18 protein-coding genes are annotated in these 15,682 nt (G+C 53.4%); 4 read left to right on the forward strand and 14 right to left on the reverse strand.

All coding sequences use genetic code 11. The features are described 5' to 3' along the window. Positions 1-290: 290 nt before the first annotated feature. Entirely contained in the window at positions 291-461 is a 171-nt protein-coding gene (locus ACFE7X_RS14380) for a hypothetical protein (RefSeq protein ID WP_375436370.1), read from the forward strand. On the opposite strand, the gene ACFE7X_RS14385 is transcribed toward ACFE7X_RS14380, so the two are convergent. From ACFE7X_RS14385 to ACFE7X_RS14400, 4 genes are all read right to left on the reverse strand, one after another. Continuing rightward, complete coding sequence (locus ACFE7X_RS14385; RefSeq protein ID WP_375436371.1) at positions 449-853, reverse strand: transposase; 405 nt, start codon at positions 851-853, stop codon at positions 449-451. The genes ACFE7X_RS14380 and ACFE7X_RS14385 overlap by 13 nt on opposite strands. Beyond that, positions 780-1,478: a nucleotidyl transferase AbiEii/AbiGii toxin family protein gene (locus ACFE7X_RS14390; protein WP_375436372.1), complete on the reverse strand. Its 699-nt coding sequence runs from the start codon at positions 1,476-1,478 to the stop codon at positions 780-782. Before ACFE7X_RS14390 ends, ACFE7X_RS14385 begins: the two co-directional genes overlap by 74 nt. Next, on the reverse strand, positions 1,471-1,998 hold the full coding sequence (locus ACFE7X_RS14395) for a hypothetical protein (RefSeq protein WP_375436373.1): 528 nt from the start codon (positions 1,996-1,998) through the stop codon (positions 1,471-1,473). Before ACFE7X_RS14395 ends, ACFE7X_RS14390 begins: the two co-directional genes overlap by 8 nt. Before the next feature lie 218 nt (positions 1,999-2,216). Then, positions 2,217-2,528, reverse strand: coding sequence for a hypothetical protein (locus ACFE7X_RS14400; RefSeq protein WP_375436374.1), 312 nt, complete (start codon positions 2,526-2,528; stop codon positions 2,217-2,219). Between the two features lie 274 nt (positions 2,529-2,802). Here ACFE7X_RS14400 and ACFE7X_RS14405 point away from each other — a divergent pair, with 274 nt between their 5' ends. Continuing rightward, positions 2,803-3,018, forward strand: coding sequence for a hypothetical protein (locus tag ACFE7X_RS14405; protein WP_375436375.1), 216 nt, complete (start codon positions 2,803-2,805; stop codon positions 3,016-3,018). Here ACFE7X_RS14405 and ACFE7X_RS14410 read toward each other — a convergent pair. After that, the gene (locus ACFE7X_RS14410; protein ID WP_375436376.1) at positions 3,006-3,203 is read right to left on the reverse strand and encodes a hypothetical protein; all 198 of its coding nucleotides are present in this window, start codon (positions 3,201-3,203) and stop codon (positions 3,006-3,008) included. The genes ACFE7X_RS14405 and ACFE7X_RS14410 overlap by 13 nt on opposite strands. 319 nt (positions 3,204-3,522) lie before the next feature. Here ACFE7X_RS14410 and ACFE7X_RS14415 point away from each other — a divergent pair, with 319 nt between their 5' ends. Further along, complete coding sequence (locus ACFE7X_RS14415) at positions 3,523-3,687, forward strand: hypothetical protein (RefSeq protein ID WP_375436377.1); 165 nt, start codon at positions 3,523-3,525, stop codon at positions 3,685-3,687. Between the two features lie 77 nt (positions 3,688-3,764). Here the strand turns inward: ACFE7X_RS14415 and ACFE7X_RS14420 are convergent, their stop codons facing one another. After that, positions 3,765-4,238: a hypothetical protein gene (locus ACFE7X_RS14420; protein ID WP_375436378.1), complete on the reverse strand. Its 474-nt coding sequence runs from the start codon at positions 4,236-4,238 to the stop codon at positions 3,765-3,767. A gap of 908 nt (positions 4,239-5,146) precedes the next feature. Between ACFE7X_RS14420 and ACFE7X_RS14425 the strand changes: the two genes are divergently transcribed. Beyond that, positions 5,147-5,629: a hypothetical protein gene (locus ACFE7X_RS14425; protein WP_375436379.1), complete on the forward strand. Its 483-nt coding sequence runs from the start codon at positions 5,147-5,149 to the stop codon at positions 5,627-5,629. Between the two features lie 510 nt (positions 5,630-6,139). Here the strand turns inward: ACFE7X_RS14425 and ACFE7X_RS14430 are convergent. The 8 genes from ACFE7X_RS14430 to ACFE7X_RS14465 all read right to left on the reverse strand — a co-directional run bounded on the left by ACFE7X_RS14430 (position 6,140) and on the right by ACFE7X_RS14465 (position 15,674). Next, the gene (locus ACFE7X_RS14430; RefSeq protein WP_375436380.1) at positions 6,140-6,541 is read right to left on the reverse strand and encodes an acyltransferase; all 402 of its coding nucleotides are present in this window, start codon (positions 6,539-6,541) and stop codon (positions 6,140-6,142) included. Between the two features lie 248 nt (positions 6,542-6,789). Beyond that, positions 6,790-7,935 (reverse strand): hypothetical protein, encoded by a 1,146-nt coding sequence (locus tag ACFE7X_RS14435; protein WP_375436381.1) that lies wholly within the window; start codon positions 7,933-7,935, stop codon positions 6,790-6,792. A gap of 19 nt (positions 7,936-7,954) precedes the next feature. Next, entirely contained in the window at positions 7,955-8,599 is a 645-nt protein-coding gene (locus ACFE7X_RS14440; protein ID WP_375436382.1) for an acetyltransferase, read from the reverse strand. Between the two features lie 110 nt (positions 8,600-8,709). Beyond that, positions 8,710-10,377 carry a hypothetical protein gene (locus ACFE7X_RS14445; RefSeq protein WP_375436383.1) on the reverse strand — a complete coding sequence of 556 codons (1,668 nt, stop codon included), beginning with the start codon at positions 10,375-10,377 and terminating at the stop codon, positions 8,710-8,712. A gap of 127 nt (positions 10,378-10,504) precedes the next feature. Beyond that, positions 10,505-11,608 (reverse strand): DegT/DnrJ/EryC1/StrS family aminotransferase, encoded by a 1,104-nt coding sequence (locus ACFE7X_RS14450; protein WP_375436384.1) that lies wholly within the window; start codon positions 11,606-11,608, stop codon positions 10,505-10,507. 301 nt (positions 11,609-11,909) lie between these two features. Continuing rightward, positions 11,910-12,887: a glycosyltransferase family 2 protein gene (locus ACFE7X_RS14455; protein ID WP_375436385.1), complete on the reverse strand. Its 978-nt coding sequence runs from the start codon at positions 12,885-12,887 to the stop codon at positions 11,910-11,912. Positions 12,888-13,148: 261 nt separating this feature from the next. Then, positions 13,149-13,403 carry an integrase core domain-containing protein gene (locus ACFE7X_RS14460; RefSeq protein WP_375436386.1) on the reverse strand — a complete coding sequence of 85 codons (255 nt, stop codon included), beginning with the start codon at positions 13,401-13,403 and terminating at the stop codon, positions 13,149-13,151. 780 nt (positions 13,404-14,183) lie between these two features. Continuing rightward, on the reverse strand, positions 14,184-15,674 hold the full coding sequence (locus tag ACFE7X_RS14465; protein WP_375436387.1) for a RagB/SusD family nutrient uptake outer membrane protein: 1,491 nt from the start codon (positions 15,672-15,674) through the stop codon (positions 14,184-14,186). Between the last annotated feature and the right edge of the window lie 8 nt (positions 15,675-15,682).

Consider the following 15,682-nt stretch of genomic DNA (forward strand, 5'->3'; position numbering starts at 1 on the left):
TCCTCACGCGAATCAGGTCTGGATCAGCGATACCTAGGTTTACCTGTGTGCCTTCCAAGACTAAGCGAGCAAGTAGGTGCTGGGCTGGCAAGTGCTGGGCATCATATGCCGAAGAGCTGGTAACTAGGGCCTTGCAGCGCGCATTTTTAACCTAACTGCCCACCCCGGGCCTGGTAGTCCACTCTGACCGCGGCGGGCAGTACATGGCAATGCTCATCGTGCCTTGCTCTGCGAGTGCTACGACAACGCCCAAGCGGAAAGCCTACGGTTGCGCTTGAAAACGGAAGTGCTTGAACTGCGCGTGGCTCGTTTTTGCCGATTTCTTGGACGCTCAGGCCAGCATCGTCGGCTATTTCAACTACTATAATCACGAGCTTCTGCATTCCAGCATTAATTACCAGGCTCCATATCTCGCTCACCGACAGCTTCTTCAACTTAACCTCCTAAACTATCCAACGTAATTAAACCACCTCAAATAGCGCGCTCCATTGCTACGCGCTTGAGCTCGGCACGCAGGCGCTGGAGCAAGTCGTCCCGATCCGCGCTGCTGGGCACGACTTGCTCTAGCGGCCTGGCGTTGCCAGCGGTCCAATAGGGCCGGCGACAGACTCTGAGCGCGGGCCACATCCGTTTGCCGGGCTCCAGCCACTACTTGCCGGACGCACTCGGCTTTGAAAGTGGGCGTATATTTCTTGCGGGTGGTGGGCAAACCACCAGAATTCAGTTTTCCAGCCATGGGCAACGGAAGTAAAGACTTCGCGCTGTCCGTTTCAGCTAGATCACCCCAAACGCAGATCTGCAATAAGACGTAATCGTTTCTCGAGCGTATCCACGCGGCCAGCCCCAGAGCCATACGGTAGCGCGCAATCCAACGCTTCACGTAACTCTGGGTGCCGGAGTAAGGCGGCTACTTCCGCTTGGAGATACGCTTTTACGGCGGATGTACTGGTTTCGACCTCTCGGGCTAGGCCGGGTCGATTATCAAGCACGTAGACAATATCTTCCCAATCTTGACTCAGCCGTAGGTCCTCCATGCCCCGGTTCTTCAAGGCCGCAAGCTTAGTTGCGAGAAAGTAGATGGCCGTAAGAATGCGGATACCAGTGCCATCGGGTAACGTGAACGACATGGCATGCTCGAACCCCTCACGATACCATAGATTCGAGAAGCCGAGAATGCTTTCCTCGATTGGCATGATGTCAACGATAAGTTCGCCATAGCGCCATCGGCAGATTACGGCAGACTCCTGATCGTTGCGAAACTGAAGTTCTCGGAGCTCTTGCTCGATTTCATAGTAGGCGCTGAGCGGAGCGACTTCGATAATGCAATCTACATCCTCGGTGGGCCGTGACTCCGGCGCACCAGGCACCGTGTTGTATAAGCCAGCGGTTGTGCCACCTACGAACACAACCCGTTCTCGCAACGGCCCCAGTGCCCGCGCCACCGCCTGTAGGGCCGCTAGGTTGTTCTGGTTAGGCATAGGAGGACGGTAAGAGGCGTTGGGCAAGCAGTTCGCCGGCTAGCTTTTTTTCACGGGGGCGTCCCACCCGCAGCGAATCAGTTAAGGCAAGCAGTTCATACAAGGACTCATCCTGCCGCGCGGCCTGCGGCAACTTGGGGTAGAGTGGTTCAATGGCGCTGCCCCAATAGTCGCTTTCCGCATCCGGCCACACATACAATTGGTCTGTGGACAGGTGCTGCTGGAGCGGCGGCGCACTGTGCCCCGTTGGCATGCCCCGTACTTGGGCGCCGGGCTGGGTGGGATACACGACTGGCAGCCCATAGATTAGAAAGTCGAGCAACGTTCGGCGGGCGACGCGACGACGCGTGCCATCCAGCAAACGAGCGTATTCACACCGCTTGAGGACAAACGATATTTCGGTGGCACTGAGCTGCAACGCCTCGGCGACGGCCTTGCTTTGCCAAGGCCGGTCTTCCCACAAAACGAGCTTTAAAAGCACCACTACATCCTGGGGACGCATGCCATGATGGTCTCTCATAGATAAATAAATGCGAGGGTTTCAATTTGCAAATTGCAAATTGAAACCCTCGCATCCAAACGAAAGCTTGTAGCTAGAGAGCATTGAGAGTAATAGGTAATGAGTAGGCATCTTATTACTGTCCGGAAAGTCCGCCGCAGGTGATTACTATTACAGACAACTTCGCGCCTATTCTTATCCAACTGTAGGAGTAGTGTGCCCCTGCCAGTATAACCGCGTTACCGCTTCTTGCAAGCCAGGAGGCTCAGACCACGTCCAAGTTGGGAAGCAGGGTCAAGCAACGCCCGCTCTTTGGTTATCAACTCGGCAAACGGCCCGGCAATCCGCTGGCTACTCATACTGGTCACTGCCAGGCTGTCGAAAAAGTTGTGGCCGGCAATGGAGAGTATCATGACATCAAAGCAGAAGCCGTACGCATCAGCTTGGGTCAGCAGGGGAATAACTTTGGAAACCGCACAAACGAGTCGGGTCAGCAGTAACGGTAAGCGGTAAGCACTCTGTTCTTGGTGACGAATAAAATTCAGCCTCACCCGTCAATGGTGGTTGTGGAGTGGTGAGCGGAATTGAGATACTGCACCTGCTTTTTCCAGTCAAACTCGGTTCCCGAGTACGCGCACAGTTCCTAATCGGTGCCCTGTTTCCACTCGGCTTACAGGCAAAAAAGTGAGAGGAGAACAGGTAAGTTACAAGCAAGAAGAAACGCTATGGGTTCGATTCTTTAGCAGACATAAAAAAAAGCCCTAACCTTTTAAGGTAAGAGCTCTTTCATGTTTAGTGATGCTTTGGCACCTACTTGATCAATCTATGCCTATTGTCCGCTTCCGGTTCTCGTGGGCGGATCTTGCTACTACTGATCCGCGCCACTACCTACTGGACCGTCGCGTCATAGTCCGCCTGATTTTGAAAGATGTCGGCCGCAAACAAGCCCGGAACCAGACCTACTGCGGGCACAGCGGCTATAGTATCCTCTGCGGCCAACTGTACGAGCCATATGCATCTTACCTTTCCTACTCTATGTAGCGGTCTTGCTGCGGGGCCTGCGTCTGCGCGGGCGTGGTGGCTAGTGGCAACGGAGAGGAAGGCTTCTTCAAATCAATAATTCCAGCTAGTTGCAGGACGAAGACGAGGAGTAGCATAATCGTCATGAGCCAGAAGTGGTTGTCCATTTCTTTAGCTGATGAAGCAGCAGTGTACGAGTTGTTCATAATCAAAGGAGCAAAAGGTGTGGGTCGGACAAACTTTAAACGTTGCTAATTATAAATAATATAATACAATATTCAAATAAACTACAGAAATTTCACTACGGGAGTAAGCAAGAAAAATGCCTCGCTTCTCAACAAGCTTTAGAGAAGACCACCGAAGGCGGGTATGCACTCAGCGGCTACTCCAAACCCGACAGCAGCAGGGATAGAACACAGCCCATGATAGGCAAAAGTGCTATGCGGCTTGTCGAGTTAGGAACACCCCACTGGCCAACGGCGTCCGCTGACTGCTTATCTTAACTCGGTTAATTCTGAGTTTATCTTGCGCGGCCCTACCGGCACTTCGTACCAGTTGCTCAACCAACTCAGCCAGCTCTTGCTAGTGGGCACGTCGCAACTCAGCCGCAATGCACAGCCGCTGCCGGCGGGCCTTTACCTGCTGCGCGACGAAACCGCTGGTCGCACGAGCAAATTCGTCAAAGAATGACGTATCGTAGGGAGCCTCCTTGCCGTGGCTTTGTCGCAGAAACAAGCGGCCTTTCTGAGCGGCACAGCTCGCTAACCTTACGGCAGCAAGAGCCAACTGAAGCTGATGCCTCGAGACTCGTCGGTCACCAGATCGAACTGCCCCGCTTTAGCTAGCTTAGGTCTGGGATAGGGCCACCGCGAGCCGTCGGCCGAGACAATGGTTAGGTTTTGATATGGAATAAAGACCTGAATCCGGTCCCCGGGCTTGCACAGGCTTGCCAGGGGGCGTAGATCCACCCGCGGCTCGCGCGCCACGAGGGCAGCTAACAAAGGCCTCCGGTTGCGCACCAAGGTCAGCTCAGCGCTGCTCACCCGGTAGCGTACCGGCTCCGAACACGCAGGGTCGGGCGTCACTTCCAGCGTTACGCTGGAAGCAAAGGCGCTGCCGGTGAGGGGAACTGGCTTGCCCTCTCGCAGCACCCTGAGTTGAGGCTTTGGGCACTCACTCTGAGCGGTGACCTCCCCCGTCAGGGTCAGCAAAGCCAGCGCTAGAATTGTTTGTTTGCGCATGACGATAAACTTGAGGGAGTAAGGTACACCAGAAAGAAAAAACCGGCCTACTCGAAGCCTTAGCTGAGCTAGGTAATTCAGCAGGGAAGTTGTCAAGCTTATCTGAACCGGGGCCGGCGACTGCCTCAACCTAAGGCTTGCCCTAGTCAATGGCTTACCGGCGAGCGAAGAAGTGATGCCCCAACCGTAATTACCTCTTTCTTTTAGAAGCTTAGATGAGTGGGCGCGAACAAAGCACAAGTTTGGTATCGGTTACGAAGTGGTCTAGGACCAACGGCCAGAAGAAGGAGGCTGATTCTTCTGTTCGGGCACCAAGCCTACCCGATTTGGCCTAGTACCTTCGCGCTGTGGTAGAACAATAGGGAGGAGCTAAGCTAGGCGTGCTGTTGCCACCGCGACGTGGTGTACTCGGTGTCTGGGTCGCCCCTACTGCCGCCCATAATAGCAGCTTCCCAGACCACTGCCAGAAGTCGACCAGGTTTTATTCCTTAGGTAATGAGCAGCGACAGGATAATTTTGGAATGCAACGGCAAATTTCATCATGATGCTGACCTAGAACCTTTTTCAGACAGCGACAAGCAATTCTTCTCTGGCGAGGGGATGGAATAGTAATGGATATAAGCAATCCAGCTGGACGGCTGATGGTCTGCACGATGCTTGGTTAGATACGTTTTTTCAGGATTTAGCTGCCTTTCTCCCGTATCAGGGACTTGATCAGGTAGCCGACACCTGGGGTTGCCTGACGACTAAACAACCTATTCCGGGCACTCCCCGAAAGTGCTCTTGTCAGGCAACTTCTTCTTAGTCTAGTCGTTAACACCCACGTTAACAATCCAGTACAGCAGGAATAAGTGGACGGCAACGAGTGTTGGCGCGAATTCACCTCCTGCTTCCTCTTTTCCATTCCTTTGGTGACACCACCGGGTACGAGTGAGCAACTGCGGGCCTTGCCTGACCTTACGGCCTTTACGCAGATACTGCGCGAGCAGGGCGTGCATGCGGCCTTGGGTCACTTGAATAGCCGCACGCCTCACCGCTACACGGGCGTGTTCCGCTTTGACGGGCAACATTCGCGCAACCTCGTGCTCTTTGACCGCTACGACGCGCACGTGCAACAAGGCCAGGACGTGCCACTGGCCGAGGCGTTCTGCTCGTTGGTGGGACGGCAGGAAGAGCCACTGCAGATCCTTGATGCCACTCTAGATCCGCGGGCGCAGCAGGTAAATACGTTGGTGGTTTCTTACTGCGGGGTGCTAGTACGTGACCGGCAGGGCGGTGTCTACGGCACCCTCTGTCACTACGACCTAGAACTGTGCCAGGCGCTGGCCATGAACCTACCCCTGCTCGAAGCGGCCGCGGCCCAGCTCTACGAGTACTTGCACCCGGCCTAACCACCGGAACTAGCCTTAGGCCAGCTTAGCAGTAGTCTATCTCAACCCGTATACATAACCTAAACTACTCCCTGCTACAGAGCCAGCTAGCGTTCAACCAAGCCGCGGACACAATGGGAAAAAGATGACCTTACGGCGCCTCAGTGCTTGCCCCTACTTGACCCCATGCTTCTCTAGCATAACTCGGTGATGCCGCACGGCTGGGGAGTGTCTTGTAAATCGCCCCCTATTGCTGGCTGCAACATCACTTAGTTGCTGCCCACGGCTGGGATAGAGCGCAACGTGGATACATATCTATTGGCAAACAGCAGCAGTTCCTGGCTACCTCCCCTGAATCCTGCTGCCCATACAGCGTCAGAAAATATTAGCTGGTGCATAGGTTTCAGAAACAGTGATGGTGAGGACTCCCGGCCGGATTGGTCTTTCAGAAACTTATTGCTCCCCACCTCGGCTTAATTAGTGGCTCGAACAGGTTGTATGAGCCACTAACTCCGTTTAGCATTCGCTAGGCTAGCTATTAAATTGGCGGTGATTTTGGTATACCGCTGGCAGGCCCCCATAAATCCCGAAAGCTTCAGTTGATTTAGTTAGCAGCGAGTTGGCGCCCAACACCGATCCTCTTCTCAGCTGCGCGCCTCCTAACACCATAGCATCAGGGCCAACCAAAACAAAGTCTTCGATTACAATACCTCGCTCCCGGCCTTTACACTGCGGGTGATTCATGTCGTGATCGGCCGTCAACAGCTTTACTTCCGCTGAAATAGTAACGTTGCTGCCAATCATGATGCTGGCGCGGTTGTCAAGGCGGCAGCACTCGTTGACGATGGTATTTTCTCCAATGCTTAACAAGCCCGAGCCGTTGAATTTACACCCCATGCTAATGCGGCTTCCTTTCCCTATCGTATAACTCATTACGAACCGGTAATAGAACAGTCGTATACAGTGGATGGGGACGTAAGAAATAATAAAGTTGCACACATAAATCTTGCATTCGCTGTAAATCCATCTGGGTTTCATGCTGGCTCTGGCAGGTAGTAAATCTCTTAGTCTGGCAACAAAACCCTTTCCTCAAGAGCAGTAAGATCATCCGCGAGAAAGCGCGCACCAGGCCTTGCAAAGTTCTGCGCTTGCCTGACCGTACGTTCAGCCACACGCTTGGCTTAAGGCAGCGTGTACTCTTGGCGATAAAAAGCCTCGACCCGCTGCAAGTACTTCTCGTAGCTATGATCCGGCCGGCAGAGGGCCGCTACTTCACTGTTGTACGCTTCGTAAGCCGGGGCCTGATCGAGCCACTGCATGTCCGCCACTATGTTTTCGTACAAGGCCTCGTAGGAGGCATAGAACGTGGGAACGGCTTGGTACTTGGGCAGAAAGAAGTCCTCGTTGTAGACCGTGAACGAGACGCCGCCTTTGAGCACGGGAAAAATGGTGTAGCCGTCAAATCCTTCGCCAAAGGAAATCGACCATTTGGCTTTGGCTTCCAGCACCTTGAAGTCATCATACTTCATGTTTTGGATGACGATCAGCTGGAGCGCGGGAAATGCTTGGCGAATTCGGGCCAGGATTTTCACTTTGTCTGGATGTGCGTCCGGGGATACCATCATAATATTTTCCTTGCCGCGGTAAGGTACTGTTTCGATTTCCTGCTGCTCGAACCAGGCGCTGAGCAAGTGCGTGGGAGCATCGTAGAGTTGCCGCAAGGCCGGCGTCGTGTAGCTGCTGTGAGCCGTCGTAATGGTCAGGTGGGGCGTTAGCTGCCGCAACTGCCCGATTACTTCCGGTGCCGGCATCAGTTGGATGTTTTGGTTCATCACGTTGATGTGCAAGTCTTTTAGCGCTTGCAACTTCCTGACTTGCTCGGCCGTTAATTCCCGCAGAAAATACGGCACGTAATATTCGAGCAGGTGCAAACACACCGATTGCTGCGGCCGGAAGGTATCCAGAATAAGATTGAATTGAATCAACTGGCCGTCGTTGTGGAACCAGCGGTAGCGCAGGGATGTCAGTTTATTAGGGTACGTACCTAGCAGCACGTTCGCTCCAGTGCCCAACAAGGCGCGAGTCGCGCAGTAAAAAGCGTAAATAGATAAGATTCCCCCACTGATTGAATCCGTGCCGGGCACGAGCATAACCACCACTTGCGGGGCGTCGTTGGGCACGGCGTGTAATCGCCGGCGCTGAATCAATTGAAAATAGGGCTGAAGCGCCACAATAGCGGCTGTGCGCAGAGGCTGCCGCAGGAACTTAGCGGCCCGCTGCTTTACCCGTACCGCGAAACTTGACTCCGGTTGCTGGGTGTTCTGCATCTGCTGGCTACAATTACGGCTAGGAAACGCTTTCCAGGCGCTTGATTACTTTGGCTGGGGTACCTACCGCTACCACGTTGGCCTCTACGTCTTTCGTGACCACACTGCCGGCACCAATGACGGTGTTGGTGCCAATTTTCACGCCGGGTAAGAGAATGGCGTTGGTACCGATGGCGCAGTTCTCACCGATTTCCACGTGTCCCGAAATCCGGGTGCCCGGCATTAGTTCGCAGTAGTCACCAATCACACTGTCGTGGCCGATGGTGCAGCACACGTTCATCAGCACGCCCTCCCCCACCCGGATGTCGGTGGTTAGAATACAGCCTTCCATAATCGTGCACCCGTCCCCAATTTCGATTCCGAATGCACCAATAGAAGTTTTGGGGGAGATGATGGACGTTAACACGCCGCCGTAACTGCGCAATTTGGCGGCCAGCAGCCGCCGCACTTTCGGGTTGCCCACCCCGAGCACAAACCGCTTATCGGGTTGGCTTAGCCACTGCCGGGCTTCTTCCTCGGTCTGTAGCACCGCGTGCCGCTCGTAGAGCTGCGGCGGCAAATCGGTCGATACGTTGTCGAAGAAGGCCAAGCGGGCCTGCTGATCGGTGGAGTAGATCAGCTCGAACACTTCTTTCGCAAACCCTTTAGCGCCGACGATTAGCATACAATCTTTTTTAGTTTTAGCTCTTGAATCTTAGTGCAAAATCACTGCCTCAGCTACTACATAGGAGCGGTGCTCTTTGCCCCCAACTACCGTTGGCAAGCTCATACGAATTACAAAGCTGGTATATCAGTGAGCTGAGCGGTGAACTGCTGATTTTCCCACGTGACCACGCCCGCTTCAATCCACGGGGCGGCTCGTTGCTCTTCCAAAAAGTTGGGCTGCCACTCCGTAGCTTCTCTGATCTTCTTGACTTTCACCTTGAACTGGCAATGGTTTAAATCCACATGGTTTTTGGTGGCCCAGAAAGCCGTGAAGTTGCGAATGCCTTTTTCCAGGCGGGGTTGGTCGATTTTCTTTGTTACGATGTCATAGGTCCATTTCAACCACAACACGCCGTAGAGGTAAGCCCCAGGCTGCCCGTCGGCCCGAATAATAGGCAGAAACTGCTCGACGCCGTCGGGCCCCACGTAGGTAACGGCCACGATGCGCGTGTAGCCCGCAAAATGCTCGTCGAGCGCAATGGGATGATTGGTGATGCCCAAAAACTTGCGCGAAGGCACAGTGGAGGCCAGGGTGAGACGCGCCAGCCCCTGGCCGACCAGCGTATTGTCTAAGCCAGATTTTTCGCGCAGCAACTGAACGAGAGTGGAATTGTACGACACAGCGCCCTGTAGCAGCGTCAGCGTCGCCAGACCTGCCGTGATACCAGCCAGCTTCCATTCACGCAGGGAATGACTCAGTTTGGCATGTTCTTGGTCGGTCGCGGCCTGGTTGGTATCTACCCTGTACGTGTCAGCGGACTCAGTGCCGGCTGGGGCAGGTCGGCGGGAAATAGCTTCGATCAAACGGCGCAGCCAGGGGCGGCGTAGTAGCCAGGCCGCCAGGCCCCGGTCTGGCCGCGCCTTAAACCAGCGGCGCCAGTACGAAACCGGCACCATGAGCAGGTAGATGGAGCCGAACCCGAGGGCAAAGAAGGGCAGGTTGAAAAACAGCAACACCCCCACGTGCAGCCCCACGCCAATGACCATCAGCCCCGCCCGAAACTTGCGGAAGGGAAACAGAAACAGGAAAAAGAACTCGAACACCAAGGTCAGGTAGCCCAGAAACTTAACCAGTACCTCCTGATTTAAAATAAACGTGCCATTGGACCCCATTTCAAATGGGGAGGACATCGGTTTCCACATCCCGAGCCCCTTCAGCCATAAGGGTGCTGTAAGCTTGTAGAGGGTAGAATCGAAGTAAACGAAGGCAATACCCACGATAACGGGCACGTAGTAAGCGAGTTGGCTGACAGTGCAGGGCGGCGGGGAGAAACTGCCTGTGCTCGAAGCGCGCACCGTTCGCCAAACCCGATCCAACGACAGGCACTGCCCAATGGGTAGGAACAGGAACAGGAAACTGATGCTCACGTAGACCGGTGTCATCATGTAGACGTAGGTGCGCACCGACGAGAAGAAGAGCAGGATGAACACGTAGTTGGCAATGGCGGCGGCGCGGGTAAACAAGCCCAATATCAGCAGCACCACTGCAACCATCCACAAGACTAGGGGCCCTGCAAAGCTCATCTCCGAGGGCTCGATAAACGGCACGGCATCGAAAATCAGCTCCTTGAAATAGAACAGATTCACGACTTCGGCCAGCAGCACGGTGCTGAACACAATGCGGAACAAGGCTAAGCCGGTGCCGTCAATTTGTTTGGCGTAGGCTTTCCGGATTTTGCGGTACCCATTGGATAGTACCCCTTCCGAAACCGGGTGCTGGAGTTGATCGGTGAGCATTGCCTAAACAGAGGATACTGGGTGATTAAAGATAAAGTTGGCTGCCTGCCCCCAAAGAGGCTCTTCCCGAGTCGGAAACTGCAAGGGGGAAAGCCGCACTACTGCCATCCTTTAAGTCGGTAATGGGCTAGGCCGTACAGGGAGCAACCGGCTGTTTTCTGGTCATTCCAGCCCGGACCAAGCCTGCTATGCGGCGGACTTGCACCGGCGGCAATTGCGGGTAGAAGGGCAGGCAAAGCACGCGAACGGCAATATCCTCCGATATCGGGCAACTTTCGCCCGGCGCGTACGGCAGTTGGTTGAGGGAAGGGAAAAAATAGCGGCGGGCATCAATCTCATTTTCCGCCAGCAATTGCTTGATGTCAAGAAGCTGCGCCTCGCTCTCGAATACAACGGGAAAATAGGCGTAGTTGTACTCTATCCCGGCGGGCATAACGGGATAGCGCAGCGCTAAGCCGGCGAGTTCGTGGTGGTAGAGCTGATAGAGTTGGGCGCGGGTAGCAATGAGTTCAGCGACCCGCGGTAACATACATAGGCCAAGCGCGGCATGAAACTCCGAGTTTTTGCCGTTGATGCCGAGTAGCATGTGGTTGTCGCCAAAGTGGCCGAACGATTTAAGCAACCCGATTTTCTTGGACATCTCAACGGTGTGCGCAATCAGGGCCCCACCCTCGCCGGTATGAAACAGCTTGGTGGCGTGAAAGCTGCACGCTGTCAGGTCACCGTAGTTGAGTAGTGAGCGGCCTGCCACTTTGGTACCAAAGGCGTGCGCACCATCGTAGATAACCTTCAATTGATGGCGTTGGGCAATTTCTTCGATCTTAACGACGTCACAGGGGTAGCCATAGACGTGGGTGGCGAGAATGGCACAAGTGCGCGGCGTGATGGCGGCCTCAATTTTATTGGCATCCAAGCAAAACGTATTCTCCTCGATATCAACAAAGACGGGCTTACAATTTTCCCAGAGGATAACCGAGGTGGTGGCTACGTACGAAAAAGGGGTGGTGACAATCTCCCCGGTTAAGTTTAACGCTTGGATAGCTAGTTGCAGCGCGATAGTGCCATTGGAAGTGAACTGCACATAAGAACCATCTAGATAAGCGCTTAGCTGGTCTTCCAATTCAAGCAGCAACGGGCCGTTGTTCGTGAGCCGGTTCCGTTCCCAGATGCCAGTTAGATAGGAAACGTATTCCTCAAGCGGCGGCAGATACGAATGGGTAACATAGATCAAAGCAGTAGAAAACAGTTAGCGAGTAGCTAAAGTACCAATCAATATTGGAAAATGATAAAAACACCTGCCCATCATCCAAATGGACCTCAATAAGATTCAATATTGTACCCTCTCTTAATAGTTAAGTTTTATCTTGTTTATATGCTGTAACTCACTAATAACAACGAACACACTATTTAGATTAACGTATGAGTATTGCTAAGCTCGTCAGTGAATATTGATAAGAAATTAATTATGTTACTTTTCAGCTTGACTATCCAAAAATCAGGAAAGTCTGTTAAGCAGGTTAGCTCAATTACACTCAAATTGTTTTAGGATCTCTAAATAATAGCATACTAATATATAGAAGGGATGTTTGACCTAATGTCTGCTTGCGAACACCGCTCCTCGCGTTTCGATAGAATAACAGCAGACTTTTATTTTTAGATAACTTAATAAAGTTATCAATTAGTAATTTTTGTTGATCATCTAACCGGTCAGCGTAAGTATAGCTAAACTCTTTCGCCATGGAAATTTTCCGAGTTAGGTCCTGGAGCATTTTCCTTTCGATAACTATTCTTTTAAAACGATTCATAAACGTGCTGTCTTTGAAACTACCCGAAATATTATTTCCGTGCTGGCGGTACAAAACAGTTTTCTCGTTTAAGTAGCTAATTTCCCCGAAGGCACTGGCAACCAGGGCAATCCAGTAGTCATGGCTCTCGGCAACGGCGGGCACAGCATCCACGATTTCAGATAAGGCTCTGTTTATCATGGCTGTACAACCATACACGGGGTTTTGGGCTAGTAAATGGGATAACTTAAGATTCGTCAGTTTTAAGGCGTTAAAGTTATTTTTCGAATAAATAATGCGCAAGCCAGCGTCCACGTAACGAAAGCCGGTGTGCACTAGTAGCGGGTACGATTCTCCGTGCTTTTTTTCTAGGGCAAGCATTTGCCGTAAGGTAAATTCTATTTTATCGGAAATCCAAAAATCATCTTGGTCACAAAACATGAGATATCTTTCCTTCTTTGCGTGCTGTAATAAGCAGTTGAAATTAAGAGCGCTACCCAATCTGCGCCCATAATTATCAACCACTACAACGCAATCAGGAAACAGCGCCTGATACTTAGCTAGTATTAGGGCGGTCTCATCAGAAGAGCTATCATCCCGGATCAGCAGTTGCCAATTGGTATAGGTTTGCCTAAGGATGCTTTCAATTTGCTCACCGACAAATTCTGCTCCGTTATAAGTCGCTAATAAAACGGTAACCTTAGGCATGTGCTTTTCCTTTGCCACATCAATAGCACTAGTGAGTTGAACCCATTACGCATGCTACAAAATACAGGATGTTTAATCTCCTTTAAAAAATTAAATTATATATAAATTTATGAATAAAGTTGGCATTAAATGTTCGTGAATCTCCCCATGTAGTAACCGGATTTTGTCTTGTTCGAAAAGCTCACCGATGGGTTTAGGTCAGTAGCTACAGGTAGGTGCCAAAGAGTTAGGGCACTAGTCTGCTCAAGAAAGTCCTTATAGCCAGCAGTGGGGGTCTAGTCACACTGGACAGTTTAGGACACTAAGTTGAAGAAACTGTTGATGAGCAAGATATGACATCCAGTAGTCAATACTGGAGTGCAGCCGCTCGTGATTGTAGTACTCAAAATACTCGGCGACGCTGGCCTGGACGTCGGCCAGGTCGGCAAAAACGGCTCGCTCGCGGACTTCGAGCACCTCTGTTTTGAGACGGAACCACAAGCTTTCGGCCTGGGCGTTATCGTAGCATTCGCCGCGGCAGCTCTGTGAGCGCACCGCCTGGTAGTCGTGGATAGGCCTGCGCCAGCCAGCTGGGCCCAAAAAGCGCGCTGCAACGCGGTGGTAATCAGTTTCTCGGGCACTGTAGCCAGTACGTGTCAGTCCCGCACGCGCTGGCTGGCCCTATTCTAATACGCGCACAGCGCAGCCCATGCGTCGAGTCCGTCGTGCGCGGGGTGAAGGCCTTGGGTTGCAGCGCGTACTAGCTCCGGCGACGCATGGCCATGCGTAGGCGTTGTCGACCCACGCGGTACCCCTTGCCGCGCAAGGCGACTTGTAGCCGACGGGTGCCGTAGCGTCGTTTGTGTTGGCCAAAGACCCTCACCAACGCCGTTTCCCAGGCCGGCTCCCCCGGTGCTACTGCTTGCTTTTGCGCTTGTTGCCAAGCATAGTAGCCGCTAGCTGGCACACGTACTCCCTGACAGAGCAGGCGTACTGGGTACTGTCCGCGGTGCGCTTCAATAAGCTAGGCGCAAGGCTTCAGTGCGGAAGGTGGCATCGTAGCGCCGACGCTTGGTGGGTTGAGGGCTGTCTTTCATGACAAAGGAAAGAGTAGACCCTATTCTGGCCTGATTTACCCGACCACCTCACAGCCGCCGTTGGTGAACTCCGGGACATTCCGACAACGGATGCTTGGAAGCAAAACAGAGAAAGGCAACGCCCTTCTCTGTTTTGCTTTATCCTACTGCCTTGATCTGGTCAGGTACTCAACCAATCAGGGTATCAAACCCCTGGCTAGGATCCGCTGGGTAGCTGGCAATACAAAATATCTAGTTTCTATAACGGGTTCTGAATAATGGCTTTGTTGACATTGAGTTCGGCCTGTGGGAAGAGGAATTGCCACTCCTTAACCCCGGCCTCCACCCGGAAGTTGCCCCCGGTGAGAACCCAGGCCCACTGCGTGATATGGTTCTTGCCCGTTCTGTCCAACGGGCTGTTGGTGCGCTTCAAGTCCAGGAACCGGAACCCTTCGCCCCACAGTTCTATCCGGCGCTGGAACAGAATCTCGTCGAGCAGGCGCTGTCCCGTGCTAGTGGACCGTACGTACTGCGGGTCCCGCGCACTCACCAGCGTGAACAACGTGCCGGCGGCGGCGGCTAGCCCTTGCCGGGCTTCGGCTTCGGCTACAATCAAATACAGCTCGGCTAAGCGCATGTGCGGCACGTCCCCGATGCTCAGGTTCGGGTCGGCCACCAGAAACTTCTTCTGCCCGTACGGCGCTTTCACACCCGTGGGAGGGGCCGGAATACTGGCGCCGGTCGGGTCCCAGAGCGCCTTGCGAATATCGGTGGCCGGGATTTGGTTGTAGAGCACCGAGTTGATCTTCTTCGGGTTTTGCCGGATAACGGTCGAGCTGTAGTTGGCCGACATGTAAGCAAAAAAGGAATAGAAAAAGTTGGTCTGATCAGCCTGCACTTTGCTGCCCCACAGCCACTCCGGGTTTTCTAGGCTATTGAACCCACTCGTGTACTGCGCCCGGCTCATGAGGGTAGCGCCGCTCTGCTGAATGGCTTCCTGCGCCAACCGCGCGGCCACGGGCCAGTTTTGCATGGTCAGGGCCACTCTCGCCTTAATGCCTTTGGCCACCGCCGCATTGAAGTGCGATTTCGCCGGGCGGTTGGCAGCGCCCGTCAGCATGCCAATGGCCGTATCCAAATCCGTGTTGATCTGGGCATACACTTCTTCCACGGTAGCGCGCGGCTGGCCTTCCGTGGTACTAGTAGTCATTAGGGGCACCCCGAGCTGGCTGTTGGTTGTACCGGCTACGTACCGCTCCCCGAATACTTGTACCAACTGAAAATGAGCCCAGGCCCGGTACACCAAAGCCTCGCCGATCACCATCTGCTTTTCAGCTTCCGGGCCGGTGGCGTTGCCTAGACCATTAATGAGAATATTGGCGTTGGCGATGATGCGGTAGTAGAAATAGTACCAGGCGTGGTTGTACGTGGTTGTCGAGGCCGCATTCCGGTGGGCAATCCAGTTGTGCTCCCCGGCCCACCAGCTGGTTCCTATGGTCTGCACCCAATCCTCTCCCAAGGCATCCATCATGATCTTCATCGAGCCTTCCCCGCCCTGGTTCTGGCTCCCGTTGTGCTGTAAGTACAAGATCCGGTGGATCCCGTTCAAAGCCGCCATGGCGTTCTTGGTAGTAGAAAGAACATCCCCCTCCGTGACGGCATTGGTGGGCGTCGTGTCCAGATAGTCCTTCTCACAGGAGGAAAGTAGCAAAGCGCTGGCTAGCAAAGCGCTGTATATCGTCTTTTTCATTGCAAATC

Source organism: uncultured Hymenobacter sp., from assembly GCF_964242765.1.
Taxonomy (GTDB): Bacteria; Bacteroidota; Bacteroidia; order Cytophagales; family Hymenobacteraceae; genus Hymenobacter.